We start from the raw sequence: 21,863 nt of genomic DNA on the forward strand, positions 1-21,863 counted from the left end.
CGCAAGACTCTTTGTTATTCTAAATGTGAGGAAATGCTCAAGCATTCTATTAAATTATTAATACATTACTTGAAGTTTGACGATATTCCCATTCCTGGAGCATTCATACCTTGATTCAGCAACGCCCAAATATTGTCGATGTGCATTATATATATCGGTGAACTCGCCCCTACAGCATCCGCGCATACATAAACCCGCAATGACAACTGACATGGCCCGCACGGGGTCACCGCCCCTACATACCGTCAAATATCAACGCTAATTTACAGATAATTGTTTTCCTGAATCTTGGGTTGGGGAGGGCGAGTTTACAAATATTGTCGGCGTGAATTATATATATGCGTGAACTCGCCCCTACAGCATCGGCGCATACATAAATTCACAATGACAACCGACAACGGACAACCAACAACTGATTAATTAAGATTCTTCGTCCAAGTGTTCGGCGACTGCTTGGTAAAGTTCTAAAACGTGTCGATCGAGTAAACTATAAAAAACTTGTCTCCCAACTTTGTGGTACCTTACCAACCGCATCGCTCGCAACGCCCGCAATTGGTGCGATACAGCCGATTCGCTCATGCTCAAAGCCGCCGCCAAGTCGCACACGCACAATTCTTGATTTGCTAACACAGACAGCAGCCGCAGCCGGTTCGCATCTCCCAAAAGACTGAAAAACTCTGCCATCCGTTGGGCTTTTGCTGTCTTCAGCACTTGTGTTTGGATGTGTCCAACCCGTGAACTTTCAACTGCGTGCGATCGCCCGCAGGTTGGTGTATCGTTTTCTTGGTCAGGCTGACTTATCGCTCCGTTAACAGCAGACTTCGGTGACATCTTTTCCCGGCTGATTTTAATTCTCATTTTCATATTAGCGCGATCGGTCAACCTTTTGTTACAAAACTTTTACCAGAAACAATTAGTTGAAAGCCCCAAACCGGAGCGGGAGAAATGAAAATCAGACTTTTCATTATTCCAATCCTCGGACTTAAAGGTAGAGGTCGCCCTCCTTCGGTCAACTGTCAACTGTCAACTGTCAACTGTCAACTGTTGAAATCTCCTTGACATATACCTGAATATATGTTCATATATAAAGTAGAGCGAAACACACCAGGAGAATGTAAAATGACCACAGTCACCCAAATGAAATGCGCCTGTCCTTCTTGTTTGTGCGTTGTCAGCCTCAGTGAAGCGATCGCAAAAGACGGAAAATCCTACTGTTCGACTGCTTGCGCTGACGGGCACCCCAACGGTAGCGGCTGCGGCCACACCGGCTGCGAGTGCAGCAAATAAATATTCCGCTTCCGAAAAGGTTAAGGAACCTCTGTAAAAATATATATAAGGGGAGATGCGAACAGCGCATTTCCCAATTTTTGTGTTTTTAGGTTAAATTAAGGTTAAAATAAGGGTAATCAAAGATTAAAAGTGGTTTAATCGACTAAGTACACAGGGAAAAAGCACAATTGTTACGTTGGGAATACAATAAAAGCAAGTTAGGGTCGCAATACTAAGTGCAAAGACTGCTATTAATAGCAGAGATCAAACCAAAAGTTGAATTAGGAGGGGGCAATGAAAGACCGGGAAGATTTTTTACATCCTCGCAGTCGCTACTACGGTGATTTCACACCTGAAAACTTGGCATTTAATGCCAACTTGCAGGAATTTGCTCAGAAAATAACTTATATTTGCTCTCTGGAAACTGGGGGTAAAATTAGCGCCGAGAAAGCCTATAAAGATATTAAGGCGCTTTGGAAAGATTTAAAATCCTCTAAGAAGCAATTGGGAATTGGGCAAAACCCCCCCAGTACCGATGACGGCAATTCGCCTTATTGATAGAGTCTAATAAGGTTTGTAGTGAGGACTTTAGTCCTCTGATTGATGCGGACTAAAGTCCTCACTACAAACCAAATTGCGCGCACTACGGAAAGGGTGTACAATTGCCGCCGAGGCCGGAGGTAATTGCACAAGTATTGGTTTTTAGCATTCCTTCATAGGTATCAGCACCGGTGCCTGAACCACCTAACTCGTCGCTGTAAAGTTCTTTGTCGGAAATGTTGACATTTGCTTCCCTCGCTACAGTCTGCATTAACTTCGGATTGGTTGTGGTTTCTACAAAAATTGTTGGCACTCCTGCTGTCTTAATTTGTGATGATAATTCGGCAATTCTGGCGGCTGTCGGCTGTTCTTCTGTGGTTACTCCCTGCAAAGCTCCAGCTACCTCCAAACCGTAAGCATCGGCATAGTAACTCAGAGCATCGTGAGTGGTTACTAACTTGCGTTTATCCGCCGGAATTGTCGCGATTTGAGCCTTAATCCAAACATCTAGTTTTTGGAAATCACCTGTTAATTTAGCGGCATTGCTGGTATAAAGTTCGGCATTGTTGGGAGCAATCTTTTTCAATTCATCGCGAATAGTTTCTACCATGCGGATGCCATTTTGAGCATTGTGCCAAACGTGAGGATCGGGAACTTTTTCGCCTTCTGCGTGGGGTTTGTTTTCCGCTTTTTCTTCGTGTTCGTGTTCGTGTTCGCCCATCAGCGGTTTGGGAACGGCGAGTTCGTGTACGGCTATTTTGGGTGCGGCATTGGCACTGGATTTAATTAGTTTAATGATGCTGGGTTCGTGGTCGTAGCCGGCGTATAAAATCAGATTTGCTGTTTCAATGGCTTTGCTGTCTTCTGGTTTGGTTTGGTAGGCGTGGGGATCTTCTCCGGGCTTGATGAGACAGGTGGTGTCGATCGAACTTTCGGCAATTTTTCTAGTTATGTCGCAGATGACACCAGTCGTAGCTACCACTTTTGGCAAATTGGTGGCGGGAGTGGCTTGAGTTTGAGTGGTGGCTGGACTCTGGGGCGCCGACTTGCTGGTTTCGGAACCCGAAGAACACCCAACCAGTCCGCAGGCGATCGCCAAAACCGCCACACTGCACAATCTGCTGCTTTTTTCCGTCAAGTTTTTTAACATTTCACCTTTGGAACGATAATCGTTATTACTTTTAGAGTTATCCTATTCTAGTAGGCACGAACAAGAATCGTTCTCAAAATCTGGAATTATGTTAGAAGTGCAAGACTTGGCTGTAAATTATCGAGGAATTTCGGCCCTCAACGGCGTGAATTTTCAGTTAGATCCGGGACAGTTAACTGGTGTGTTCGGCCCCAACGGCGCGGGGAAAAGCACCATGGTGAAGGCGATGCTGGGATTGATTCCGGCGTGTCGGGGTTTGGTAAAATATCAGGGGCGGTTGTTGAAGGAACAATTGCGACGGGTGGCTTACGTGCCGCAGCGATCGCAAATTGACTGGGACTATCCAATTACAGTGCACAATGCGGTGATGATGGCGCGGACTGTCCAGACTGGTTGGTTTCGCACTCCCTCGAAGCAATCGCAGGAATTGGTGAAAGCGGCTTTGTTGCGGGTGGGAATGTGGGATTTGCGCGATCGGCAAATTGGCGAACTCTCCGGGGGACAGCAGCAGCGCATATTTTTAGCAAGATCGATCGCCCAACAAGCCGACTTATTCTTCTTCGACGAGCCCTTTAGTGCGATCGACAAAGCCACAGAAGAGATTATCTTCGATATTTTCGCCGAACTCAAAGCCGAAAACAAAACATTGCTAGTAATCAGCCACGATTTAGGCGAAACCTTAAAACAATACGATAATTTATTATTGCTCAACAAGCAGTTAATCGCCACTGGTTCCTGCCGGGAAGTGCTGACTGCTGCCAATATTCAAAAAGCCTATGGATACGATTTAAGCTTAGTTTCCGCCTAAGCAAAATGAGATTATTTTAATTTTCAGGTGTGCAGAATTTTTAAATTTCATCTTCAGTCCGCGGAGGCGGACTTTGTTTGTGTAGGCGCGGTTTCAACCGCCGACTGTTATCTGTTATCAAGGAAATTTAATGTTAAACATACTAATCGATCCGCTTAAATTCGAGTTCATGCGAAATGCGATCGCCGTCGGCATATTGCTAGGAATTGTCTGTGCAGTAGTTGGCTCATACTTAATTGTACAGCAAATGGGAATGATGGTAGACATGATTGCCCATTCAGTATTAGCAGGACTGCCGGTGGCATTTTCTTTAGGTTTCAATATTTCCATCGGCGCATTTATCTCAGGAATCATTAGCGCGATAATTATGGCGTGGATTCAATCGCAATCCCGGATTAAAATAGATGCAGTTATGGCATTAATTTTATCGACATTTTTAGCAATTAGCGTCACCTTAATTAGCGTGTTGCGGACAACAAAACTAGACTTAGACGGGTTTTTGTTTGGGAATATATTGTCAGTTGCGCCGTCTGACGTACAGCAGACTTTTACGATAACTGTAATTATTTTAGTCGCAGTTAAAATCTTTTACAAAGAACTACTATTCTATACCTTCGACCCGCTAGGAGCACAGGCGTCCGGTTTGCCTGTAAACTGGATTTACTTGGGGATGATTTCGGCGATTACGCTGACGGTGGTGGCGAGTTTGCAAACGGTGGGCGCACTATTAGTAATTTCGCTGTTAATCGGGCCGGGAATTACGGCGTATTTGTTAGTAAAAGAGTTACATTTAATGATGGGAGTCGGCGCAATTATTGGAATTACAGCTAGTCTGACTGGAATGTATCTTAGCTATTATTTTAATATGCCATCTGGTGCGGCAATTGTATTAGTTGTTTTTGGATTATTTTTAGTAGCTTTGCTGTTCAGTCCCAGTCAAGGAATTTTGACGAGAAAGAGAGGAGAATAGTCCGATGAAAGGTACGTAGTTGGGCTTTAGCCCTCTTTGGATATATGCCTAAAAAGCGCTGAAGCGCAACTACGTACCTATTTTTGAAAGAGACGAGATAAGGTACGTTGTTGGGCTTTAGCCCTCTTTAATATATATGTGTAAAGAGCGCTGAAGCGCAACTACCTACCTATTTCTATGTTTGATGTACTTATTGACACCAATCCTTTTTAACCCGTCGTACAAATAACGGTTTTTTGATGCTTACTTAGCTTGACAATAGGTTTCGTAAACACCATCAAGCAGTAAATTAAGAGCAAAAGTTGCTTTCTCAGCAGCTAATAGCGCTTCTTGTTGTGCTTCTTCAGTTTCACAAAGCTGTAACAAAGCTTCGCGGGTGGCTTCCGAGTGGAACTCATCGGCTTTTTCGTGAACTTGGAAGAAAGACAAAGCAGCTTGTGAATCGATGCCGTAAAATTCCTTTAAACCAGCGATTTTGGTTGTAGAAACTTCGGGGATTTGTGCTTCGTAAGCGTAGAGGGCGGCTAAACCTTTGGCGGGAGATTCGCTGCGCGCTAAGTCTTTGAGAATGCGGACAGATTCGGTGGTTTTTTCTAAATATTCGCGATCGAGAACTGCATTTCTTTCTAAACCCAAACCTTCGGCGAAGCGCAGCCACAGTTCGGGGTGATTTGCGGCGCCTCTTTCTTCTTCAATGAGGTTTTCGAGGAGCATTTGACGAATTTTGATGTCGTCACAGGCGGCGTGGGTAGCGCTGACGTAGGTGGGGAAGTTATGAACTTGCAGGTAGTATTCTTGTGCGTACTCTTGCAACATTGCGATGTCGAGTTTGCCTTCGTTCCACATTTGGTAGAACGGATGTTTCAGCAGGTGGTTTTTGTCGAGAATGCTGTTGAGTTGTTCGAGAAATTGCTGTTGAGTCATAATTGTCGATCGCCCTTAGGGATTGTGCAGCCACTAAAATGTTATTGCAATCTGGGATTTTGTCAATACCAAGTTTTCAATTGTTTATGTTTTTGCTACACTGGGGCGATCGCCCGTTATGCCAGCTTAGCGCCGCCCGAACCCTTTGCCGCGCATAGACTTTGACCAAACCAGCAATTCCCCGCCACTACCGCCGGCTGCGAGAAATTGACCCTCGGGATGCCATGCAAGACAGGAAAAACCGCCCTCTGCACCTTCGAGAACTTGCAGCAATTGTTCTGCTTCATCCCACAAACAAACTTGACCGTCTGCGGCAGCGGAAGCTAATAAAAATGTGGTAGGTTGAAAGGCGATCGCATTTACAACTTTTTCATGAACCTCTAGGGCCCAACCTTCCCAACCGACACTTTCATCAGCATCTCTTTCCCAGACGGAAATGCCTCTTGAACTCGAAGCAGCCAACAAAGGTGCACCCAAAGAATTAGTTTTATCCGACCAAGCCAACTCGCGAACTTTCCCCGGAAAACCCTGCATTACCCACGGTTGAAAACTGCCCCACTCATTAACAATTAGGGTATTGTCCATATTGCCACAAGCTAAATACTGCCCTTGTGGCGACCAAGCAATTGCACCTGTTACAGACGGTACTGATAAAATTTCCGGGTCTTCGTCCCAATCTTCGCCACTCCAAACTTTAACACCTTGATAGCCGCTAACTGCCAGATATTGAACAAGAGGATGCCATGCTAAATCGAGGATAGATGACGAGTCGAAATTCAGCGTGACTTCCACAACATTATCATCAGCATTCCAGATTTGAACGCAGCGGCCCATGCTAAAAGCTAACTGATTGCAGTGCGGACTCCAAGCTAACTTATCAACCCAGACGCGCCGATTGTCCAAATCAGCAATTAATTCCCCAGAATTAACGCGCCAAATTCGCACCCGTCCATCTTGTCCACCCGCAGCTAGGAATTGACTGTCGGCAGAAAAAGACAAACAATCGACTGATTTCCCTGTAGCAGTTTGCAGCGGTTGTAAGGATAATTGATTAATTTCGCCTGCTGTCGCCAGCATCACTTCGCCCGCAGCGGAACAAACCGCTAAAGTTTTGCCGTCTCGCGACCAAGTAACAGCAGTTACATAGTCAGATAGCATTGCTTTCGCGTGAAATTCCAGGGCTGGTTCGCTACTTTTTAAACTAGACACCGGCGGAAATCCTCTCGCAATTGAGTTTCGTTTAAGTTGCGACCAATGAATACGAGCTCGTTTTTCGGAGTTTCCGTGGCTTTCCAAAGTCTATCGGGCTGGCCATCAAATATCATGTGCACTCCTTGAAAAACAAATCGCTCGTTTTTTCCCGCTATATTTAAAATGCCTTTTGTGCGAAAGATATTCGGGCCTTGAGTTCGCAGCAATTCCTCAATCCAATCGCTGAATTTATTACCATCAATCGCACCGGGTTCGACTATTGCTACGGAAGTTACTGTTGCGTCGTGTTCGTGTTCGTGTTCGCCCAAAAAGTCGGGTTCGATTTCTAAGGCGCGGTTCAAATCAAATGCTTTAACGCCCAACAAAGCATCCATGTCTACTTCAGCGTTGCGGGTGCGGTGGATTTTTGCCATTGCATTCATGGCGCGAATTCGCTTTTCTAATTCTGCCAACTCTTCGGCTGTGACCAAATCTGTTTTGTTGAGCAAAACTACGTCAGCAAAGGCAATTTGTTCTTGAACTTCTTCGGCATCCCAATGTTGCCATACGTGCTTGGCGTCAACGACAGTAACTACTGCATCTAGCAGCAATTGATCCCGCATATCTTCGTCTACAAAGAATGTCTGAATTACGGGTGCGGGGTCGGCTAAACCTGTCGTTTCGATGACTATGTGGTCAAATTTTTGGCGCCGCTTCATTAAGTTGCCGATAATCCGAATTAAGTCGCCTCGGACTGTACAGCAAATGCAGCCGTTGTTCATCTCAAAAATTTCTTCGTCGGCATCAATTATTAGTTGGTTGTCGATGCCTACTTCACCGAATTCGTTGACGATGACTGCAACTTTTTTGCCGTGCTCCTGTGTTAAAATGTGGTTAAGTAGCGTAGTTTTGCCTGCACCGAGATAGCCTGTGAGAACGGTCACGGGAACTGATTCGATCGCTCCAGCAGCAACCATATTTTACCTCTAGTTTTGTAGAATGATAACCATTGTCACTATTTTACACCAGACTGGCTGGTAGCAGCCACAATATTAAATAATATTAATAAATTGTTCGCGAGAGCCTGGACTTTAGTCCGCATCCATAGAAGAAGGACTAAAGTCCTGACTACGAACCTTGACAAATTGTAGGTTCGTAGTGAGGACTTTAGTCCGCATCCATAGAAGAAGGACTAAAGTCCTGACTACGAACCTTGACAGATTGTAGGTTCGTAGTGAGGACTTTAGTCCGCATCCATAGAAGAAGGACTAAAGTCCTGACTACGAACCTTGACAGATTGTAGGTTCGTAGTGAGGAATGCAAGTCCGCATCCATAGAAGAAGGACTAAAGTCCTGACTACGAACCTTGACAGATTGTAGGTTCGTAGTGAGGAATGCAAGTCCGCATCCATAGAAGAAGGACTAAAGTCCTGACTACGAACCTTGACAGATTGTAGGTTCGTAGTGAGGAATGCAAGTCCGCATCCATAGAAGAAGGACTAAAGTCCTGACTACGAACCTTGACAGATTGTAGGTTCGTAGTGAGGAATGCAAGTCCGCATCCATAGAAGAAGGACTAAAGTCCTGACTACGAACCTTGACAGATTGTAGGTTCGTAGTGAGGAATGCAAGTCCGCATCCATAGAAGAAGGACTAAAGTCCTGACTACGAACCTTGACAGATTGTAGGTTCGTAGTGAGGAATGCAAGTCCGCATCCATAGAAGAAGGACTAAAGTCCTGACTACGAACCTTGACAGATTGTAGGTTCGTAGTGAGGAATGCAAGTCCGCATCCATAGAAGAAGGACTAAAGTCCTGACTACGAACCTTGACAGATTGTAGGTTCGTAGTGAGGAATGCAAGTCCGCATCCATAGAAGAAGGACTAAAGTCCTGACTACGAACCTTGACAGATTGTAGGTTCGTAGTGAGGAATGCAAGTCCGCATCCATAGAAGAAGGACTAAAGTCCTGACTACGAACCTTTATAGGTATGACCGATGACTCAAGAGAATTAACTGCCAATTATAGCTGCAATTCGATCGCGCTCCAACTCTTTGCCAATCAGCACCAGTTTGGTTTGACGGAGTTCGGAAGGTTGCCAAGGGCGATCGTAAAAATATTCTATGCGATCGCCCACACCTTGCAACACCATCCGCATCGGTTTCTTGGGAACCGCTACAAACCCCTTAATCCGATAGATTTCTTCTTGCTGCATCAAGGCTTGCAGCTTTTTCACCAAGGCTTCTGGTTCAAATTCGCGATCGGCAATAAAGAAAGTCGAGTTAATATCATCATCGTGCTCGTGTTCCTCTTCCGTGTCGTGGTGACTCGGGCGAGACTCCAAATCATCCTCAACTGCTGCATTAAATCCCAACAGCACATCGGGGTTTATTTCGCCAGCCTTGCAAGGCACAATTTTCACACTCGGGCGTAACTCTTGCTGCAACCAGGTTTGAACTTTCTGGTGAGTTTCCGCATTTACGCGATCGACCTTCGTCAACAGTACCATATCGGCACAGGCCAACTGATCTTCAAACAATTCCTCGATCGGCGTTTCGTGATCCAAACTAGAATCAGCCTCTCGCTGCGCCATCAAAGCATCGATATCGCCGACAAAAGTACCGCTAGCAACAGCCTCGCAATCAACAACCGCAACCACACCGTCAACTGTAGCGCCCGTGCGAATTTCCGGCCAGCGAAAAGCTTGAATCAAAGGCTTAGGAAGTGCCAAGCCGGAAGTCTCGATTAAGATACAATCAATTTGGTCTTTGCGCTTCAACAATTCCTGCATAGTCGGCAAGAATTCCTCTTGCACGGTACAGCAAAGACAACCATTAGTTAATTCGACAATATTGCTGGTTACAGTTTCTTCTTCATCGCAAACTTGGCAATCGCGCAGCAGTTCTCCATCAATTCCGATTTCGCCAAATTCGTTAACTAAAACAGCAATGCGGCGGCCTTGATTGTTTTGCAATAAATGGCGAATTAGGGTGGTTTTGCCGCTACCGAGAAAACCAGTGATTACTGTAACAGGAATCTTGTGCATTATTAATTACCAATTGAGTGTTTAGAGTATGACACTTTATAGAAAGACAAGAGTGAAAATAAGTCAGGAGTTAGCATTCAATCAACTCTTAGCAAACCTTTTTATTATATAATAAAATTATTTTGCACCAGGTTTATTGAATAAAGGTACGTAGTTGCGCTTCAGCGCTCTTTGATCTAGAGCGCCCAAGCGCAACTACGTACCTTAGGAATGGCAATTTAATAACTTAAGCAATCTCGAACTTTCAATCCTTGCCTGCAAAGCTAGCGGGCGTAAAGATGCTGAAATTATTGAATTTTCATTCCTTAGAGTATTGACTCTATTTCCGCCATCTATCAAATTGGTCTTCGGAACAGCCATTAATAAATTGATTGTTCACCCAACCGTCAAGGATTGTAAAAGTTTCATTAGGAGCATTCCCAGAAGTTCGGGCGGCAATTTTCACCCAATTACCTTGTCTGCTAACAGCCCGAACTCCGTCTCCTCTTTTGAGTTTAGCTACAACCGGGTACTTATTGCCGGGGCCTTTGCGAATATTAACCGGGCCGCCTTCACCTGTAATAAACGAGCATTGAGTTTGCTTTTTTAAAGCTTCTACTTTTTCCGGCGAAAGACTTTGCTCTTTACCGAAAACTGGAAAGCTGTAAAGCGAAAAACTAAAACTTGCAAAGGCGGCTGCAATGAAAAAGGCTTTTGATTGACTAAAACTCAACATTTATTTAATCTCCTTGGGTGGGAAGGACTGAAGTCCTTACTACGAACTGTTATTTTACCGAAGCAAACCATTCGGTAATACCTTGGGCAATGGCAGAAGCTAACTTCTTCTGTTCTGTCGGATTCACAATCCATTCAAACTCTTCGGGATTGATCATAAATCCCAATTCCATTAAAACAGATGGAGCAACGGCAGGACGAGTCATCGCTAGATTGTTCCAGAATACACCATAGCTCGGACGGTTCAGTTTTGCAACTAAATAATTGTGCAAAAACATTCCCAAACTGTGCGCTTGTGGCTGAAACCAGAAAGCGCCGACACCTTTAGTATTAATCGCGTCGCCGTTATCCGGCAAAGCATTGTAATGAATTGAAATTGCAATCGCAGGTTCTTCTTTTTGAATCATTTCCACTCTCGGTGGCAAATCCAAATCGACATCTTCCACCCGCGTCATTACCACATTTGCGCCCCGATTTACCAATTCCTCCCGCACCAGTTTCGACACAATTAAAGCCACTGTTTTCTCGCGGTAGCCGGTGGGGCCGACACCCCCTGAATCCTGCGGGCCACCGTGTCCCGGATCGATCAGAATCTTAATTCCTGACAGCGGTTTTGCCTCAGAAATTGGCACCGCGCTTGTATTCACTGGCGGGTGTTTTAAAGACAGCACTAAAGTAGTGCCTTCGTATCTCAATTTATATCCCCACTGCTGGGCAGATTTGAGATTGAAAGTGTATTGTACTTGCAGCGGCGAGATTTGTTGCCATGCCAAACGCGAAATTACCGGGTCATCGTCGAGGCGAATAATGTCAGTTTGAGCGGTGGTATTGTACAGGGTTAAAGTGAACGTGCGTTCACCTTCTTGTACCGTGACTGGGACTGGTATTTCTAAAGGAAATAAGACCTCTGTCCAGCCGGAAACTTGACGGGATCTGGCGCTGCGAACAATCGATCGCGCAGGCACTGCATCCTTGACAATTCGCACCTCGGATGCTTTAATCCAAGCGCCGTAATCGAGCCGAATCCATTCTCCCTCGCGCCCGATAACTGTTGCCCGCGTTCCCTTGGGTAGCGGTGTCATCCGAGAGAAATCCGTACTCGCCCCGGTTCTAGCAACACCCGGATCTGCTGTGACTTCTGCTACTTCTAAATCGGCTGGAGATAGGATAGAAATCTTGCCAGTACCTGGTTGAGTGATAATTTGCTCGTTCATTGTTAGATAAAATATTGGTACTCCTAAATCATTTTTTTCTACCTTAGCAGAGGGGGAATTAGATTCATTGCCCCCCCTTACTAAGGGGGGGGTGGGGGGGGTAATAGCGCAACCTTGATACTGTTCGCTACTGCCTTTTTTGATGGGGGAGTTTTCGCCTAACAAGACAGATTTGTTGTCGGGGAGTTCGACTTGCGATCGCGCTTTGAGAGGAATATCAACGCCAGCCAATTTTACCGCAACTCGAGCATTCGCCGGAGCGATCGCGCCAAAGCAGATATATTCCCCTGGCAAACTGGCTGCATCGACTTTCGGCGTCAGGGAATCTTTCGCAAAAGCCAAGCCTGCGGGGACTTGTGGCTGATTCGACTCGCGCGTCACCTTGATTTGAACTTGCTGATTTTCGTAACGCAAGCTAAAGACATTTTCGCCGATTTGCAGGGGAAAAGTCGGGGCGAAATGGCCGGCTGCGCTACGCGCAATTTGTTGGCCATTTACCGATACTTGTCCGGTGGGCGGGGCTGTACCGATCAGAAAAATGCGATCGGCGATCGTTTTGTGGTTAGCTGGAGGATAAGCGACGAACAAAGGTTGAGCGGCCACAGCTACAGAAGAGAGGGCAAGTATCATCCCAAACACAACTAACGCTAAAAATTTTCTCATTCTAAATCGCAACTAATTGAGAGTCTGTGGGTTATTTATACTCGAACTTAGGCTGAGAAACCCGGTTGATGAGGGTTAAGTATAATATCATGTCTAGTCGATGACGATCGCAAAAAAGGTTCGTAGTGCGGACTTTAGTCCGCAGCGAAAAAGCGGACTGAAGTCCGCACTACGAACCTTACTTATTTTGGTTAATTGACCGGACATGATATAAGTCCTATTTACTATGCAGGCCCCAGTTTATCAGGTTTGTAGTGCCAATTGGCGATCGCACCTGAGAAACATCAATCAAGAAACTACACAACTACCCTTTCAATTTTCTCATCAGTTAACTCATACAACTTCCATAACTGCCGCAACTTACGATCGCAAATTCAATATTTTACAGAAGAATAAACGAGATATTAAAGGCAAAGTTGGTAAAATCAACTAATCTCAGAAATTCACAGGCAAGATGCCTGTGCCACTGATAGATAAGAAAAAAGATCGAGTTATTCTATATCTTCCTTCTTTTCTTACTCATCCTTCGCGCCCTAGCGCTTACGCGCGGCTTCGCCTAACGCGCCTTCGCGGTTCGTCAAATATGTTTTATTTCAGTAACAACAGATTAAAATAATCAAACCAATCCAAACACAGCCATATATAAAACCGTGAATCGACTTCCGCCCGCAATAATTATCCTAGGTCAAAACAGCCTAGCCATCGCCAAAACAATCTCCACAGTCTTCCCAGGTTCCCAGATTTACGGTTTAGTCGATCGCACATCCGACACAGATATCAACTTTAGCAACTTCGGCGAAACCCTGCGAGAACTATTCGCCACAGAAACCCCAATCATCGCCATCTGCGCCGCCGGAATCATCATCCGCACCCTCGCCCCGCTGCTATCAGACAAACGCGCCGAACCCCCAGTCTTAGCAGTCGCCGAAGACGGAAGCGCCGTAGTACCGCTGCTAGGAGGTTTGCACGGAGTCAACGACTTAGCCAGAGAAATTGCAGCAGCCCTCGGCGTACAACCCGCCATCACCACGACGGGAGATATCCGCTTTCGCACCGCCCTGCTGAGTCCTCCCCAAGGCTATTATTTGGCGAATCCAGAGGATGCGAAGACTTTTATTTCAAATTTGCTCGCCGGGGCGAAAGTACAGCTAGAAGGAGCTGCTAACTGGCTTTCCGAGAGTAATTTGCCGATGGCCCCCGCAGCCCAATTAACCATCCGCGTCACCGAAAAAGCGATTGTACCGACAGCCGACTGTTTAGTTTATCACCCGCAAATTGCAGCATTTGCACTTACAAATCTATCCTATGTTGAGCCGGAAATAGCAATTTCCTACGTGCAGCAAATCTTAGAAAATGCAGATTTAGCAGCAGCATCAGTTGCTGCTTTTTTTGCTTTGAAACATGATATGGGAAATCCGATATTAGAAGCGATCGGTCAATATTTTAAAGTGCCAGTCCGTTTGTTGAATCTTCCCGAACTTGTAGAATTCGACACAGTTAAATTAATACAATATAATTCCAGTTTTGATGTCACCGCCGCCCAAATTAGCCTGACAGCAGCAGGTGCAAACAGTCAATTAATCGCATACGATCGCACAAACGCCTTTAGTTGTGCGATCGCACTTGCTACCGAACCGATCGATCCAAGTGCGATCGGCATCAGCCGCGGCAAACTGGCGATCGTCGGTACGGGCCCCGGAGGCGCAGCTTGGATGTCCCCGGAAGTCAAGGAAATTCTGCGGGAAGCCACGGATTGGGTGGGTTACAAGTTCTATCTCGACTTAGCCGGAACTCTGCGGGAAGGACAAAACAGACACGATTCCGACAACCGCGAAGAGATCGATCGCGCGCGTTTTGCATTAGATTTAGCAGCATCCGGCCAATCCGTCGCCGTCGTTTCGTCGGGAGATCCGGGGATTTTTGCGATGGCGGCGGCGGTGTTTGAGGCGATCGACATTGACGCTAAACCCGAATGGGAAGGCATCGACATTCGGGTAGCACCGGGCATTTCTGCCATGCAGGCGGCCGCTGCTGCGATCGGAGCACCCCTCGGACACGATTTTTGTGCGATTTCGCTTTCCGACATTCTCAAGCCTTGGGAGGTCATAGAACAGCGGATTTCGGCGGCTGCAAAGGCTGATTTAGTTATGGCATTCTACAATCCAATCTCAAAACAGCGGATTTGGCAATTGGGAAGGGCGATCGAGATTTTGTTAGAAACTCGCGATGCTAAAACCCCAGTTGTATTGGGGCGAAACCTCGGGAGGCCCGGAGAATCCGTGCGCGTTTGTACTCTTGGCGAATTCCAGCCGGAAGATGCGGATATGAGAACTTTAGTAATTATCGGTTCCAGCCAAACTCGGATTATTCCTCGGAAGTTTGGAGATATTTGGGTTTACACACCGCGCAGATACAAAAATTGAGTTTAAATGATTTCTCTCTCTTCTCCTTCTCTGCGCCCTCTGCGCCCTCTGCGGTAAAAAAATCTTCTCCATAAAACCCGCCACCAATGAACCCTAAATTACCAGTTGTAGGGTGCGTCGCAGGGTAATAGTTGGTAGTAGCGAGAATTGTCGGTGGCGACGCACCCTACGCTGTCTACCTACTTCAACGAGCAGTTGAAAGCGATCGCATTATTTTTACTCAATCTGTATTGAAAACATCCTGCAAGTTACGATAACCGCTAATAACTCGCAAAATCTCAATACCATCACCAACTATTTGGTAAAAAATTATATATCCCATCAACGGTATACCGCGTAAATTGGGAGCAAATTGTGCGTAGGAACGCCCCAAATATGGATACTCCGCTAGATACTGACATTTTTTACCAAACGTTTCTACAAATCGATCGCCCGCATCTACACTTTGCGCCAAAAAATAATCAGAAATTTCAGATAAATCTCGACTATCCTAGATCGTAATTAGCAAGCGATTCATACTATTACTTCTCTAGCTTTTTTCACCTTATCTCTAAGTTGAGCTAATACATCATCTGCATTGAGCAACTCACCACGCCCGGCCTGTTCTCGTGCTATATCGATTTTCTTCCGAGTTTCTTCAACCCAAGCTAAATAGTTTGGGTTGTTGCTGCTATCGGATAAATTAAGGTCGTCGATTAATAACAGCAAGGCTGTGTTAATTGCTTCTTCAAGGGAGGAATATTGACCGTGCTTTACTAAAGCTTCAAGGACTTGGGTTTGATCTGAACTCAAGGTGATTTGCATTGTTACCTCTGATGGTGCAAGGCTTGGACAATACTTTTACTTTATCTCATTTTATCAAAAAAGCGATCGGGTGTATCTGGCGCAAGGCAAGGGTGAAGCATTTCGGCATATAATTTATGAACCAGAACCAGAGATTTACTGCCGAAATGCGATACCCCTACGAATATATTTGCATTCATTGATATGCACCCAAGTGGAATTGATGAAAGAATTCGATCGAACGTGCGATCGAACTCAATTTATCAACTCTACCGTCGCAGCAAGAGTCAACGGTTATATCGCCGGCTTTGGCACTTTATCAAATCTTCAAGAGAAATTAGAGATTTTGGTTTATCCGCAGCCTGATTTAGGTATGTAGTTGCGCTTTAGCGCTTTTTCCGATATCCCAAAAAGAGCGCTTTCATCGCAACTACGTACCTTCTGAAACCAGCATAATAATTTGCAAGATGTCTATTACTATGTAATTGTCAACTGTCAACTGTCAACTGTCAACTGCTATAGATGCCATCCTCACCTTAATCAATAGTTCATTCAGTGCAACCTTTGCATCAGAATTTGACGGCAAATGACTTGTACTGCTTGCATCTTCCAATAGTTTAATCAGCCGATCGCACTCTTGTCGATAAAACTCGATATCAGCATCTTCCAGCACCGATTTTTCCGCCCCGCCCAGCTTTCTCGCAATCAAATCGGGAATGTACGACAACTGAAACTTTTCATTTAGCTTCACCAAATTCGCCTCAATTCTCCCCGTTTGCATCAAATGAATCCCAGTCAGCAACACCCGAAAAACATACAGCAGCGGTTTCACCCGGCGCGGCCGTTCTTTCTCGAACAATTTCCATTGATTTTGAGCAAAACCGAGATAGTGGTGGCTGTGATGCTTCGTAATGCAGTTAGAAGCAATGGCTTTTAATTCCTCATGTTCGGGAGTAGTGTAAACGATTAGTGGCGAGTAAAGTTGTTCCAGTACATAGCCGTTGCGCCGCAACAATAAATCGAAAAACTTCTTAATATCGTGAGTGACTAAATCCAGTTCCAAATTTTCCCGCACCTCAGAAACTTCGATGGTTTCTTGTCCTGTAATCAATCCGACTACTTCGGGTAACGGCAAAATATGAACTCCCCGCAAATCGAAGTCAGAATCTGCGGAAGGAAAGCCGTATAAGTGCGATCCGCTGACAGTCGCAAACAGCAGCGGATAAGGTCGATCGGAGATAATCTTAACTAATTCCGAGATATATTTCATAAATTTTACCTTCTCTAAAAATGGTTCGTAGTGCGGACTTCAGTCCGCTCAATTGTTGCGGACTGAAGTCCGCACTACGAACCGATCGCACTTCGGCGTGCTACAATTAAAAATTGATTGGCTTTCTCGTAATTAGGGCGTTCTGGTAAGGAAGTTGATCCAAAAGCGCGATCGAACTCTGCGTGCAAGCTCAACCGCCAGCGATTCACCTCATCCCAGGGAATTTCTTGGTTGCGGATTGATAGCAATTGCGATCGATAATCCTGCACCCGCACCGGCACAAACCCCTCCTTAAGTACCGTAATTCCTGATAGTAGCAAGCGAATCAAGTGCATCGCGTGCTTCCAGCGAATTTCCCCAGTATTGCGGAGGTCTTGCTCCATTTTTTTAAATTGCGACAAAACGTAACTATTGTAAGTTTGATAAACCAATTGCGATAGAAAGATTTCGCGAATTTCCAGCAATTCTGCCGCTACCGGAGAAACCGTTTCTACCAAAGGCGTGTACAAACATTCGAGTACATTTGGATTAGCTTTTAGCGCCAAAATCAGAAACTTTTGCAGTTCCCAATAGCATTCCTGATTTTCCTTGTTTTCCAATTGTTCTGGAATGCCATAAAGCGACCAATGAAGAATTGCCGGCGGCTGGTAAATCCCGCGCCTGTCTGTATCAGATTGCTCGTTATCCAAACCGTAAGCTCTAGAACCAACAATGCAGCGGTAAATTACAGAATCATAGAGGTTATATTCTGCGAGAAAATCTCCTCCAGAATCCAATCCTTCGCTTTGAAACTGTTTGCGAATGCTGAATTCGTGCCGCCGCAGACTAACTTCTGTTCCGTCTGGGAGTTTGACTAAATATGCGTGGGAATTGTCCGTAGGCGATTTGACAATCACACCTACTGCTCCTTGTTTCCAAGATTGGTCGCCGCCGGGTTTTTTGACCTCAATTTTGGTGACAATTTGGGTTCCGGCGGGGACGATTAGGTTGAAATTTTGGGGAATATTGGCATTGGCCATCAGGGAACCTCCGGCGGGGGCACGAGTTACAATTTTAGTGTAGCATAGATGTAGTATAAAGGAAAGGGGGTTTTGGGCGATCGCGCCTTCCTGTTGTCCAGCACGCTCAATAACTCTTCAATAACGCTGCACCATCAGCCAACAGTTCAACCACTGTTCCAACTTGTGTGCCCCAGAGATTGTATTCAGGAATATCAACTGTCAAAGCAACAACATTGAGTAGTTTAATTGTATTCTTTACCACTTTTGTCACCTCCAGATACTACATTAGATTTGCGATTCAGCAGATCTAGATTCAGACAATTCAAGACACTAGATTTGATCGGACGCTTTTCATCCCAAAATACGATCGCAGAATAAAAATTAATTGCAGCCGATGAATTTAAAAGCTGAAAAGTTTGACGTGCAACTTCCTCGTTGTCAAAGCTGAGAAAGTAAACAGTATCATCAAAAACTACAGGTTTATTAGCTATTTCATTAATTAATCTGAACTCCAATTTTTTATAAAGCCCGCCGATCGCAATTTTCCAAGGCTTGAAAGTATAATCACCTACTCCGAAAATCGAAAATCTAGGGTTGTTTTGATAAATTTTGCTTTTTCTATTATCTAGATATTGCCCGCTTTGCTCCAGATATCTCCAGGTTTTAGGAGCTATATCTTTGATATTTTTCGTTGATTCCCCGATTGTTTTTTGAGTAATCAGCATATAGCGATCGGTAGCATTAATTCGATTTTGAGCAACACCAGATCCTTTGATCATTGGAAACAGATAAGTTTCCTCAATATCGGCAACTTCTCCCAACGTATTTACAAAATAATTATCAATTTTCCGAAATTCCATTACACTAGAACAGTCGTGCTTTACACCCGATCGCCATTTTGTCCCTGAATCCACCGCATATAGATCTCTCAATTTACTGAAAGCATCTATATCCTTAACCAGCAGATTGTTGTGATATCCAATTCGGTGACAGTTTGAACTTTCCAAACTGCTAAATACATCACAGAAGTAGTTTCGTGAATGAGCATCAAATTTGCAGAATAACAAACAAGCATCAACATTTGCATCAAAATATTTTTTAGCATCTATTGTGTAAGTTGCACAGTGAGCGAGATGCAGTTTTTGAGAATGAAGGTAATTCAATAACTTTCTGGCTGTCGAAGTCTTGCAAAGCATCGCCAAATCGGCATCGCGTTTTTGCAGCCATTGCACCGCCTGAATCAGCATCCATTCTGAGATATCGAAGTTACTCTTACCTGTGAGAGCATCTAAGCCTTTGTGATTTTGAAAGTTGTTTTTTTTAGGTAAATTTTCGCTGTGAATAGTTCCTTGTTTCGAGTTTGTCACCCAAGGAAAGTTGCCAAGTATGAGCAGTCTATCGGTGCAGTGGCTAACTAAGGATTCCCAATCGAATTGAAAGAAATCTCCGTGGAAAATATCACATCTCTCATCCTGAAATAATTGGTTATTAAGTCTAATTTGTGTTAAGTAATTTTGATTTATGTCAACTCCGATAATCTTGGCTGCGGATGGAAATGAACGTGCAGCAGCTTGAATAAAATTACCGACACCGCAGGTGGGTTCAATTATGGTGTTTGGATTGACATTAAGTTCTACTAATTTTCGACACACCATCTCGGCTAATGCCGGCGGTGTCTGAAAATCGCCGTATTCTAGTTTTGTTTTGCGATCTTTGGAACTCATCGGTTAGATTTATAAACTGCGATAACGCCTTCCTGTTGTCCAGCGCGCTCAATGACTCTGCCATACTGAAGTCTCCATTGCAACGCATTAGAAATAGTCAAAAACCCTTGCAATGGTGGATTTCTCAGTATTTCATCTGCAATGTTACCTGCTTCAATTTCGTCAACAGGTAGATTTTTGTCAAACATGAAAGCTAGCAAATCATCTTTATTGCCTTCGTTATCTAAAATATTGCGAATTCCACGAGTCATTTGAAAATCTGCTGTTCTTTCGGCACTCACGTAAATTGTATGCAAAATATTCAGCGTTGCAGTTCGGAGCGTACTGTTGTCTGTCTTTTCATAAACAAATATAATCAGTGAATATCCCAGCCCAAAAATCTTTTGCCTTGCAGATTTGAAAGGACATGACGACTGCGGTTGCCTAACGCTTGTTACTTTCACGTCAACCAATATCCCTGGGAAATCGATGCCACTTGCTGAATTGCCATCTATAAATTCATATTGCTGCTTGAGATAGAGTCTGAACTTTTGCTCCAAATATGTTCCAACAGCCTTTCCGTCTGTGATGCCATAAAGCAAAGGTTCCGGGTGTTGAGACTCGGCGGCTGAGAATATTGCGGCCTCAGAACAAAGAATTTCGGCGTTGCTTAATCATGGTATGAAAAAAATAAGTTTAAAATCCAAAACCTTTGTGGATACTGGTTTCTATGACAGACCTATTTAGCCTTTCATACCGTAAATCAGCAACGCCGAATTTCTACGGTCAGACTTGTCATATAGCGAGCCTTGCAGAATTTGTGAACATATACTTTCAATGAACGTTGGTAAGTTAGGGTGCGGTTCGATCTCTATTTATCAGTGTCCTAAGTTATCAATACTTCGGACAGTTTTTCAACGACTCTGTAAGCGTTACAGCGTAAGCCCTGGCATTTTTAATGTTTTTTTGAAAGTCAGGGCTAGACTCAAACATTGAAAAAATACTCATCCCTATAGCCATCAAGGGTTTGAGATACTCGATTAGATCTAAAAATGTCCGAAGTATTGAAGTTATATCATGTTTAGTATAACTCCCAAGTTCCCGAATTTATGCAGAATCAGGTTTTTTATCAGCCGCCCCAGGTTACAATTGAGAGGTTGGTGAAGTTAGAGTATATTATCGGAATAAAAGTGCGGGAGTTGATTAGTTTTATCGATCGATGAAAAATGAAAGTTAGAGAAGTTATTAAAATGTTAGAAGATGATGGTTGGTATCTAGCTAGAACAAGGGGCAGTCACCGTCAATTCAAACACCCAGAAAAGGCTGGAACTGTAACTGTGTCAGGTAATTTAGGCGTTGATATGCCAATTGGTACGCTTAAAAGTGTTTTGCGGCAATCTCAACTAGGGGAGGAAGATTAATGCGTTATGCTGTTGTAATTGAAAAAGGTGAAACTAGCTACGGTGCGTATGTTCCTGATTTACCCGGATGTGTAGCTGTGGCTGAAAGTTTAGAAGAGGTGAGAAATTTAATTAAAGAGGCGATCGCATTTCATATTGAAGGACTGCAAGAGGATGCTTTTCCGATTCCCGAACCTGTTTCTATTTGCGAATATGTTGAAGCTTAAGAATCTGACGGTGGTTGAAACCGCGCAAGAGTCAAACTAAGTCCGCCTGCATGAACTCAGAAATAAGACCGATAGGATAAAGTTTTTTATGGGCAATACAGGATTTGAACCTGTGACCCCTTCCGTGTGAAGGAAGTGCGCTACCACTGTGCTAATTGCCCGCAGATAGACATCATAACATACTGACTCCCCATTAGCAACTAAAATTTCCCAAAAAATTCAGCCGCTAGTTTCGGAGTGAAAATTCGACACAATGTGCGATCGCCCAATTGTCGATCGCACCTCACCATCAATCAACCACCCACCAACCCGCCGCAGGGCCAACAAACCGCACCGTCACCCACCAAGCTACCAACAGACTAATCCCGATCCAGCTTCCGCGAGATGTCCACTTCAAAAAATCGTCGCTTTGGGTTTTGGTGATCGGCAGCCAGGGATAGATACGCTCTTCTTGTCCGAACTTGTCCCCGATCGCCTCTTTGCGTCGTTTAGATTCGCCCATAATTTTTGTCTGCTAAATTTAGATTTCAATTCGATAACCACCAAATTATAGGCCAACAGGTCAT

Annotated in this window: 24 protein-coding genes, 1 tRNA gene and 1 pseudogene; 9 read left to right on the forward strand and 17 right to left on the reverse strand. The window is 44.6% G+C overall.

The genetic code is table 11. From position 1 onward, the window contains the following. Nucleotides 1-420: 420 nt before the first annotated feature. Complete coding sequence (locus QZW82_RS19575) at nucleotides 421-831, reverse strand: metalloregulator ArsR/SmtB family transcription factor (RefSeq protein ID WP_293151665.1); 411 nt, start codon at nucleotides 829-831, stop codon at nucleotides 421-423. Between the two features lie 288 nt (nucleotides 832-1,119). On the opposite strand from QZW82_RS19575, the gene QZW82_RS19580 reads away from it, so the two are divergent. Then, nucleotides 1,120-1,287: a metallothionein gene (locus QZW82_RS19580; protein WP_293151441.1), complete on the forward strand. Its 168-nt coding sequence runs from the start codon at nucleotides 1,120-1,122 to the stop codon at nucleotides 1,285-1,287. Between the two features lie 276 nt (nucleotides 1,288-1,563). Beyond that, a complete protein-coding gene (locus QZW82_RS19585) occupies nucleotides 1,564-1,827 on the forward strand; it encodes a hypothetical protein (protein ID WP_293151444.1) in 264 nt (87 codons plus the stop codon). 85 nt (nucleotides 1,828-1,912) lie between these two features. Here the strand turns inward: QZW82_RS19585 and QZW82_RS19590 are convergent, their stop codons facing one another. Then, on the reverse strand, nucleotides 1,913-2,959 hold the full coding sequence (locus tag QZW82_RS19590) for a zinc ABC transporter substrate-binding protein (RefSeq protein WP_293151447.1): 1,047 nt from the start codon (nucleotides 2,957-2,959) through the stop codon (nucleotides 1,913-1,915). 88 nt (nucleotides 2,960-3,047) lie between these two features. On the opposite strand from QZW82_RS19590, the gene QZW82_RS19595 reads away from it, so the two are divergent. Beyond that, nucleotides 3,048-3,767: a metal ABC transporter ATP-binding protein gene (locus tag QZW82_RS19595; RefSeq protein WP_293151450.1), complete on the forward strand. Its 720-nt coding sequence runs from the start codon at nucleotides 3,048-3,050 to the stop codon at nucleotides 3,765-3,767. A 130-nt stretch (nucleotides 3,768-3,897) separates the two neighbouring features. Next, nucleotides 3,898-4,737: a metal ABC transporter permease gene (locus QZW82_RS19600; protein ID WP_293151453.1), complete on the forward strand. Its 840-nt coding sequence runs from the start codon at nucleotides 3,898-3,900 to the stop codon at nucleotides 4,735-4,737. 243 nt (nucleotides 4,738-4,980) lie between these two features. Here the strand turns inward: QZW82_RS19600 and QZW82_RS19605 are convergent, their stop codons facing one another. The 6 genes from QZW82_RS19605 to QZW82_RS19630 all read right to left on the reverse strand — a co-directional run bounded on the left by QZW82_RS19605 (nucleotide 4,981) and on the right by QZW82_RS19630 (nucleotide 12,490). Further along, on the reverse strand, nucleotides 4,981-5,661 hold the full coding sequence (locus QZW82_RS19605; RefSeq protein ID WP_293151456.1) for a CADD family putative folate metabolism protein: 681 nt from the start codon (nucleotides 5,659-5,661) through the stop codon (nucleotides 4,981-4,983). Between the two features lie 126 nt (nucleotides 5,662-5,787). Next, the gene (locus QZW82_RS19610; RefSeq protein ID WP_293151459.1) at nucleotides 5,788-6,870 is read right to left on the reverse strand and encodes a WD40 repeat domain-containing protein; all 1,083 of its coding nucleotides are present in this window, start codon (nucleotides 6,868-6,870) and stop codon (nucleotides 5,788-5,790) included. Then, on the reverse strand, nucleotides 6,858-7,829 hold the full coding sequence (locus QZW82_RS19615; RefSeq protein ID WP_293151462.1) for a GTP-binding protein: 972 nt from the start codon (nucleotides 7,827-7,829) through the stop codon (nucleotides 6,858-6,860). The genes QZW82_RS19610 and QZW82_RS19615 overlap by 13 nt, the downstream gene beginning before the upstream one ends. Nucleotides 7,830-8,864: 1,035 nt before the next feature. Then, nucleotides 8,865-9,899: a cobalamin biosynthesis protein CobW gene (gene cobW, locus QZW82_RS19620; RefSeq protein WP_293151465.1), complete on the reverse strand. Its 1,035-nt coding sequence runs from the start codon at nucleotides 9,897-9,899 to the stop codon at nucleotides 8,865-8,867. 319 nt (nucleotides 9,900-10,218) lie between these two features. Beyond that, nucleotides 10,219-10,614: an SH3 domain-containing protein gene (locus tag QZW82_RS19625; RefSeq protein WP_293151468.1), complete on the reverse strand. Its 396-nt coding sequence runs from the start codon at nucleotides 10,612-10,614 to the stop codon at nucleotides 10,219-10,221. A gap of 49 nt (nucleotides 10,615-10,663) precedes the next feature. Beyond that, complete coding sequence (locus tag QZW82_RS19630; protein ID WP_293151471.1) at nucleotides 10,664-12,490, reverse strand: N-acetylmuramoyl-L-alanine amidase; 1,827 nt, start codon at nucleotides 12,488-12,490, stop codon at nucleotides 10,664-10,666. Nucleotides 12,491-12,716: 226 nt separating this feature from the next. On the opposite strand from QZW82_RS19630, the gene QZW82_RS19635 reads away from it, so the two are divergent. Further along, nucleotides 12,717-12,923, forward strand: coding sequence for a hypothetical protein (locus tag QZW82_RS19635; protein WP_293151474.1), 207 nt, complete (start codon nucleotides 12,717-12,719; stop codon nucleotides 12,921-12,923). Nucleotides 12,924-13,140: 217 nt separating this feature from the next. Then, a complete protein-coding gene (gene cobJ / locus QZW82_RS19640; protein ID WP_293151477.1) occupies nucleotides 13,141-14,913 on the forward strand; it encodes a precorrin-3B C(17)-methyltransferase in 1,773 nt (590 codons plus the stop codon). Between the two features lie 220 nt (nucleotides 14,914-15,133). Here cobJ and QZW82_RS19645 read toward each other — a convergent pair. Then, nucleotides 15,134-15,385, reverse strand: a pseudogene (locus tag QZW82_RS19645) (type II toxin-antitoxin system RelE/ParE family toxin); the annotation flags it as partial. Nucleotides 15,386-15,426: 41 nt separating this feature from the next. Continuing rightward, nucleotides 15,427-15,717, reverse strand: a complete 291-nt coding sequence (locus QZW82_RS19650) for a hypothetical protein (RefSeq protein ID WP_293151480.1) — start codon at nucleotides 15,715-15,717, stop codon at nucleotides 15,427-15,429. A gap of 70 nt (nucleotides 15,718-15,787) precedes the next feature. Here QZW82_RS19650 and QZW82_RS19655 point away from each other — a divergent pair, with 70 nt between their 5' ends. After that, nucleotides 15,788-16,075, forward strand: a complete 288-nt coding sequence (locus QZW82_RS19655; RefSeq protein ID WP_293151483.1) for a hypothetical protein — start codon at nucleotides 15,788-15,790, stop codon at nucleotides 16,073-16,075. A 123-nt stretch (nucleotides 16,076-16,198) separates the two neighbouring features. Here the strand turns inward: QZW82_RS19655 and QZW82_RS19660 are convergent, their stop codons facing one another. The 5 genes from QZW82_RS19660 to QZW82_RS19680 all read right to left on the reverse strand — a co-directional run bounded on the left by QZW82_RS19660 (nucleotide 16,199) and on the right by QZW82_RS19680 (nucleotide 20,272). After that, nucleotides 16,199-16,966 (reverse strand): nucleotidyltransferase domain-containing protein, encoded by a 768-nt coding sequence (locus tag QZW82_RS19660; RefSeq protein WP_293151486.1) that lies wholly within the window; start codon nucleotides 16,964-16,966, stop codon nucleotides 16,199-16,201. Nucleotides 16,967-17,040: 74 nt separating this feature from the next. Then, complete coding sequence (locus QZW82_RS19665) at nucleotides 17,041-17,985, reverse strand: nucleotidyltransferase domain-containing protein (protein WP_293151489.1); 945 nt, start codon at nucleotides 17,983-17,985, stop codon at nucleotides 17,041-17,043. A gap of 106 nt (nucleotides 17,986-18,091) precedes the next feature. Beyond that, a complete protein-coding gene (locus QZW82_RS19670) occupies nucleotides 18,092-18,238 on the reverse strand; it encodes a DUF4926 domain-containing protein (protein ID WP_366665053.1) in 147 nt (48 codons plus the stop codon). Next, entirely contained in the window at nucleotides 18,210-19,691 is a 1,482-nt protein-coding gene (locus tag QZW82_RS19675; RefSeq protein ID WP_293151495.1) for a class I SAM-dependent methyltransferase, read from the reverse strand. The genes QZW82_RS19670 and QZW82_RS19675 overlap by 29 nt, the downstream gene beginning before the upstream one ends. Continuing rightward, nucleotides 19,688-20,272 carry a restriction endonuclease gene (locus QZW82_RS19680; RefSeq protein WP_293151498.1) on the reverse strand — a complete coding sequence of 195 codons (585 nt, stop codon included), beginning with the start codon at nucleotides 20,270-20,272 and terminating at the stop codon, nucleotides 19,688-19,690. Before QZW82_RS19680 ends, QZW82_RS19675 begins: the two co-directional genes overlap by 4 nt. Before the next feature lie 624 nt (nucleotides 20,273-20,896). Between QZW82_RS19680 and QZW82_RS19685 the strand changes: the two genes are divergently transcribed. Then, on the forward strand, nucleotides 20,897-21,091 hold the full coding sequence (locus QZW82_RS19685) for a type II toxin-antitoxin system HicA family toxin (RefSeq protein ID WP_293151501.1): 195 nt from the start codon (nucleotides 20,897-20,899) through the stop codon (nucleotides 21,089-21,091). Then, complete coding sequence (locus QZW82_RS19690) at nucleotides 21,091-21,297, forward strand: type II toxin-antitoxin system HicB family antitoxin (protein WP_236506884.1); 207 nt, start codon at nucleotides 21,091-21,093, stop codon at nucleotides 21,295-21,297. Before QZW82_RS19685 ends, QZW82_RS19690 begins: the two co-directional genes overlap by 1 nt. 89 nt (nucleotides 21,298-21,386) lie before the next feature. Here QZW82_RS19690 and QZW82_RS19695 read toward each other — a convergent pair. Continuing rightward, a tRNA-Val gene (locus tag QZW82_RS19695) sits at nucleotides 21,387-21,458 on the reverse strand. 128 nt (nucleotides 21,459-21,586) lie between these two features. Next, nucleotides 21,587-21,799, reverse strand: coding sequence for a DUF2839 domain-containing protein (locus QZW82_RS19700; RefSeq protein WP_293151508.1), 213 nt, complete (start codon nucleotides 21,797-21,799; stop codon nucleotides 21,587-21,589). Nucleotides 21,800-21,863: the final 64 nt, after the last annotated feature.

Origin of the sequence: Microcoleus sp. bin48.metabat.b7b8b9.023 (assembly GCF_013299185.1) — a bacterium.
GTDB lineage: Bacteria > Cyanobacteriota > Cyanobacteriia > Cyanobacteriales > Microcoleaceae > Microcoleus.

Bases quoted from the DNA above. Each gene is read 5' to 3' on its own strand.
- QZW82_RS19575 (WP_293151665.1), bottom strand. From the start codon at position 831: ATGTCACCGAAGTCTGCTGTTAACGGAGCGATAAGTCAGCCTGACCAA.
- QZW82_RS19580 (WP_293151441.1), top strand. From the start codon at position 1,120: ATGACCACAGTCACCCAAATGAAATGCGCCTGTCCTTCTTGTTTGTGC.
- QZW82_RS19585 (WP_293151444.1), top strand. From the start codon at position 1,564: ATGAAAGACCGGGAAGATTTTTTACATCCTCGCAGTCGCTACTACGGT.
- QZW82_RS19590 (WP_293151447.1), bottom strand. From the start codon at position 2,959: ATGTTAAAAAACTTGACGGAAAAAAGCAGCAGATTGTGCAGTGTGGCG.
- QZW82_RS19595 (WP_293151450.1), top strand. From the start codon at position 3,048: ATGTTAGAAGTGCAAGACTTGGCTGTAAATTATCGAGGAATTTCGGCC.
- QZW82_RS19600 (WP_293151453.1), top strand. From the start codon at position 3,898: ATGTTAAACATACTAATCGATCCGCTTAAATTCGAGTTCATGCGAAAT.
- QZW82_RS19605 (WP_293151456.1), bottom strand. From the start codon at position 5,661: ATGACTCAACAGCAATTTCTCGAACAACTCAACAGCATTCTCGACAAA.
- QZW82_RS19615 (WP_293151462.1), bottom strand. From the start codon at position 7,829: ATGGTTGCTGCTGGAGCGATCGAATCAGTTCCCGTGACCGTTCTCACA.
- cobW (WP_293151465.1), bottom strand. From the start codon at position 9,899: ATGCACAAGATTCCTGTTACAGTAATCACTGGTTTTCTCGGTAGCGGC.
- QZW82_RS19625 (WP_293151468.1), bottom strand. From the start codon at position 10,614: ATGTTGAGTTTTAGTCAATCAAAAGCCTTTTTCATTGCAGCCGCCTTT.
- QZW82_RS19630 (WP_293151471.1), bottom strand. From the start codon at position 12,490: ATGAGAAAATTTTTAGCGTTAGTTGTGTTTGGGATGATACTTGCCCTC.
- QZW82_RS19635 (WP_293151474.1), top strand. From the start codon at position 12,717: ATGCAGGCCCCAGTTTATCAGGTTTGTAGTGCCAATTGGCGATCGCAC.
- QZW82_RS19650 (WP_293151480.1), bottom strand. From the start codon at position 15,717: ATGCAAATCACCTTGAGTTCAGATCAAACCCAAGTCCTTGAAGCTTTA.
- QZW82_RS19660 (WP_293151486.1), bottom strand. From the start codon at position 16,966: ATGAAATATATCTCGGAATTAGTTAAGATTATCTCCGATCGACCTTAT.
- QZW82_RS19665 (WP_293151489.1), bottom strand. From the start codon at position 17,985: ATGGCCAATGCCAATATTCCCCAAAATTTCAACCTAATCGTCCCCGCC.
- QZW82_RS19675 (WP_293151495.1), bottom strand. From the start codon at position 19,691: ATGAGTTCCAAAGATCGCAAAACAAAACTAGAATACGGCGATTTTCAG.
- QZW82_RS19685 (WP_293151501.1), top strand. From the start codon at position 20,897: ATGAAAGTTAGAGAAGTTATTAAAATGTTAGAAGATGATGGTTGGTAT.
- QZW82_RS19690 (WP_236506884.1), top strand. From the start codon at position 21,091: ATGCGTTATGCTGTTGTAATTGAAAAAGGTGAAACTAGCTACGGTGCG.
- QZW82_RS19700 (WP_293151508.1), bottom strand. From the start codon at position 21,799: ATGGGCGAATCTAAACGACGCAAAGAGGCGATCGGGGACAAGTTCGGA.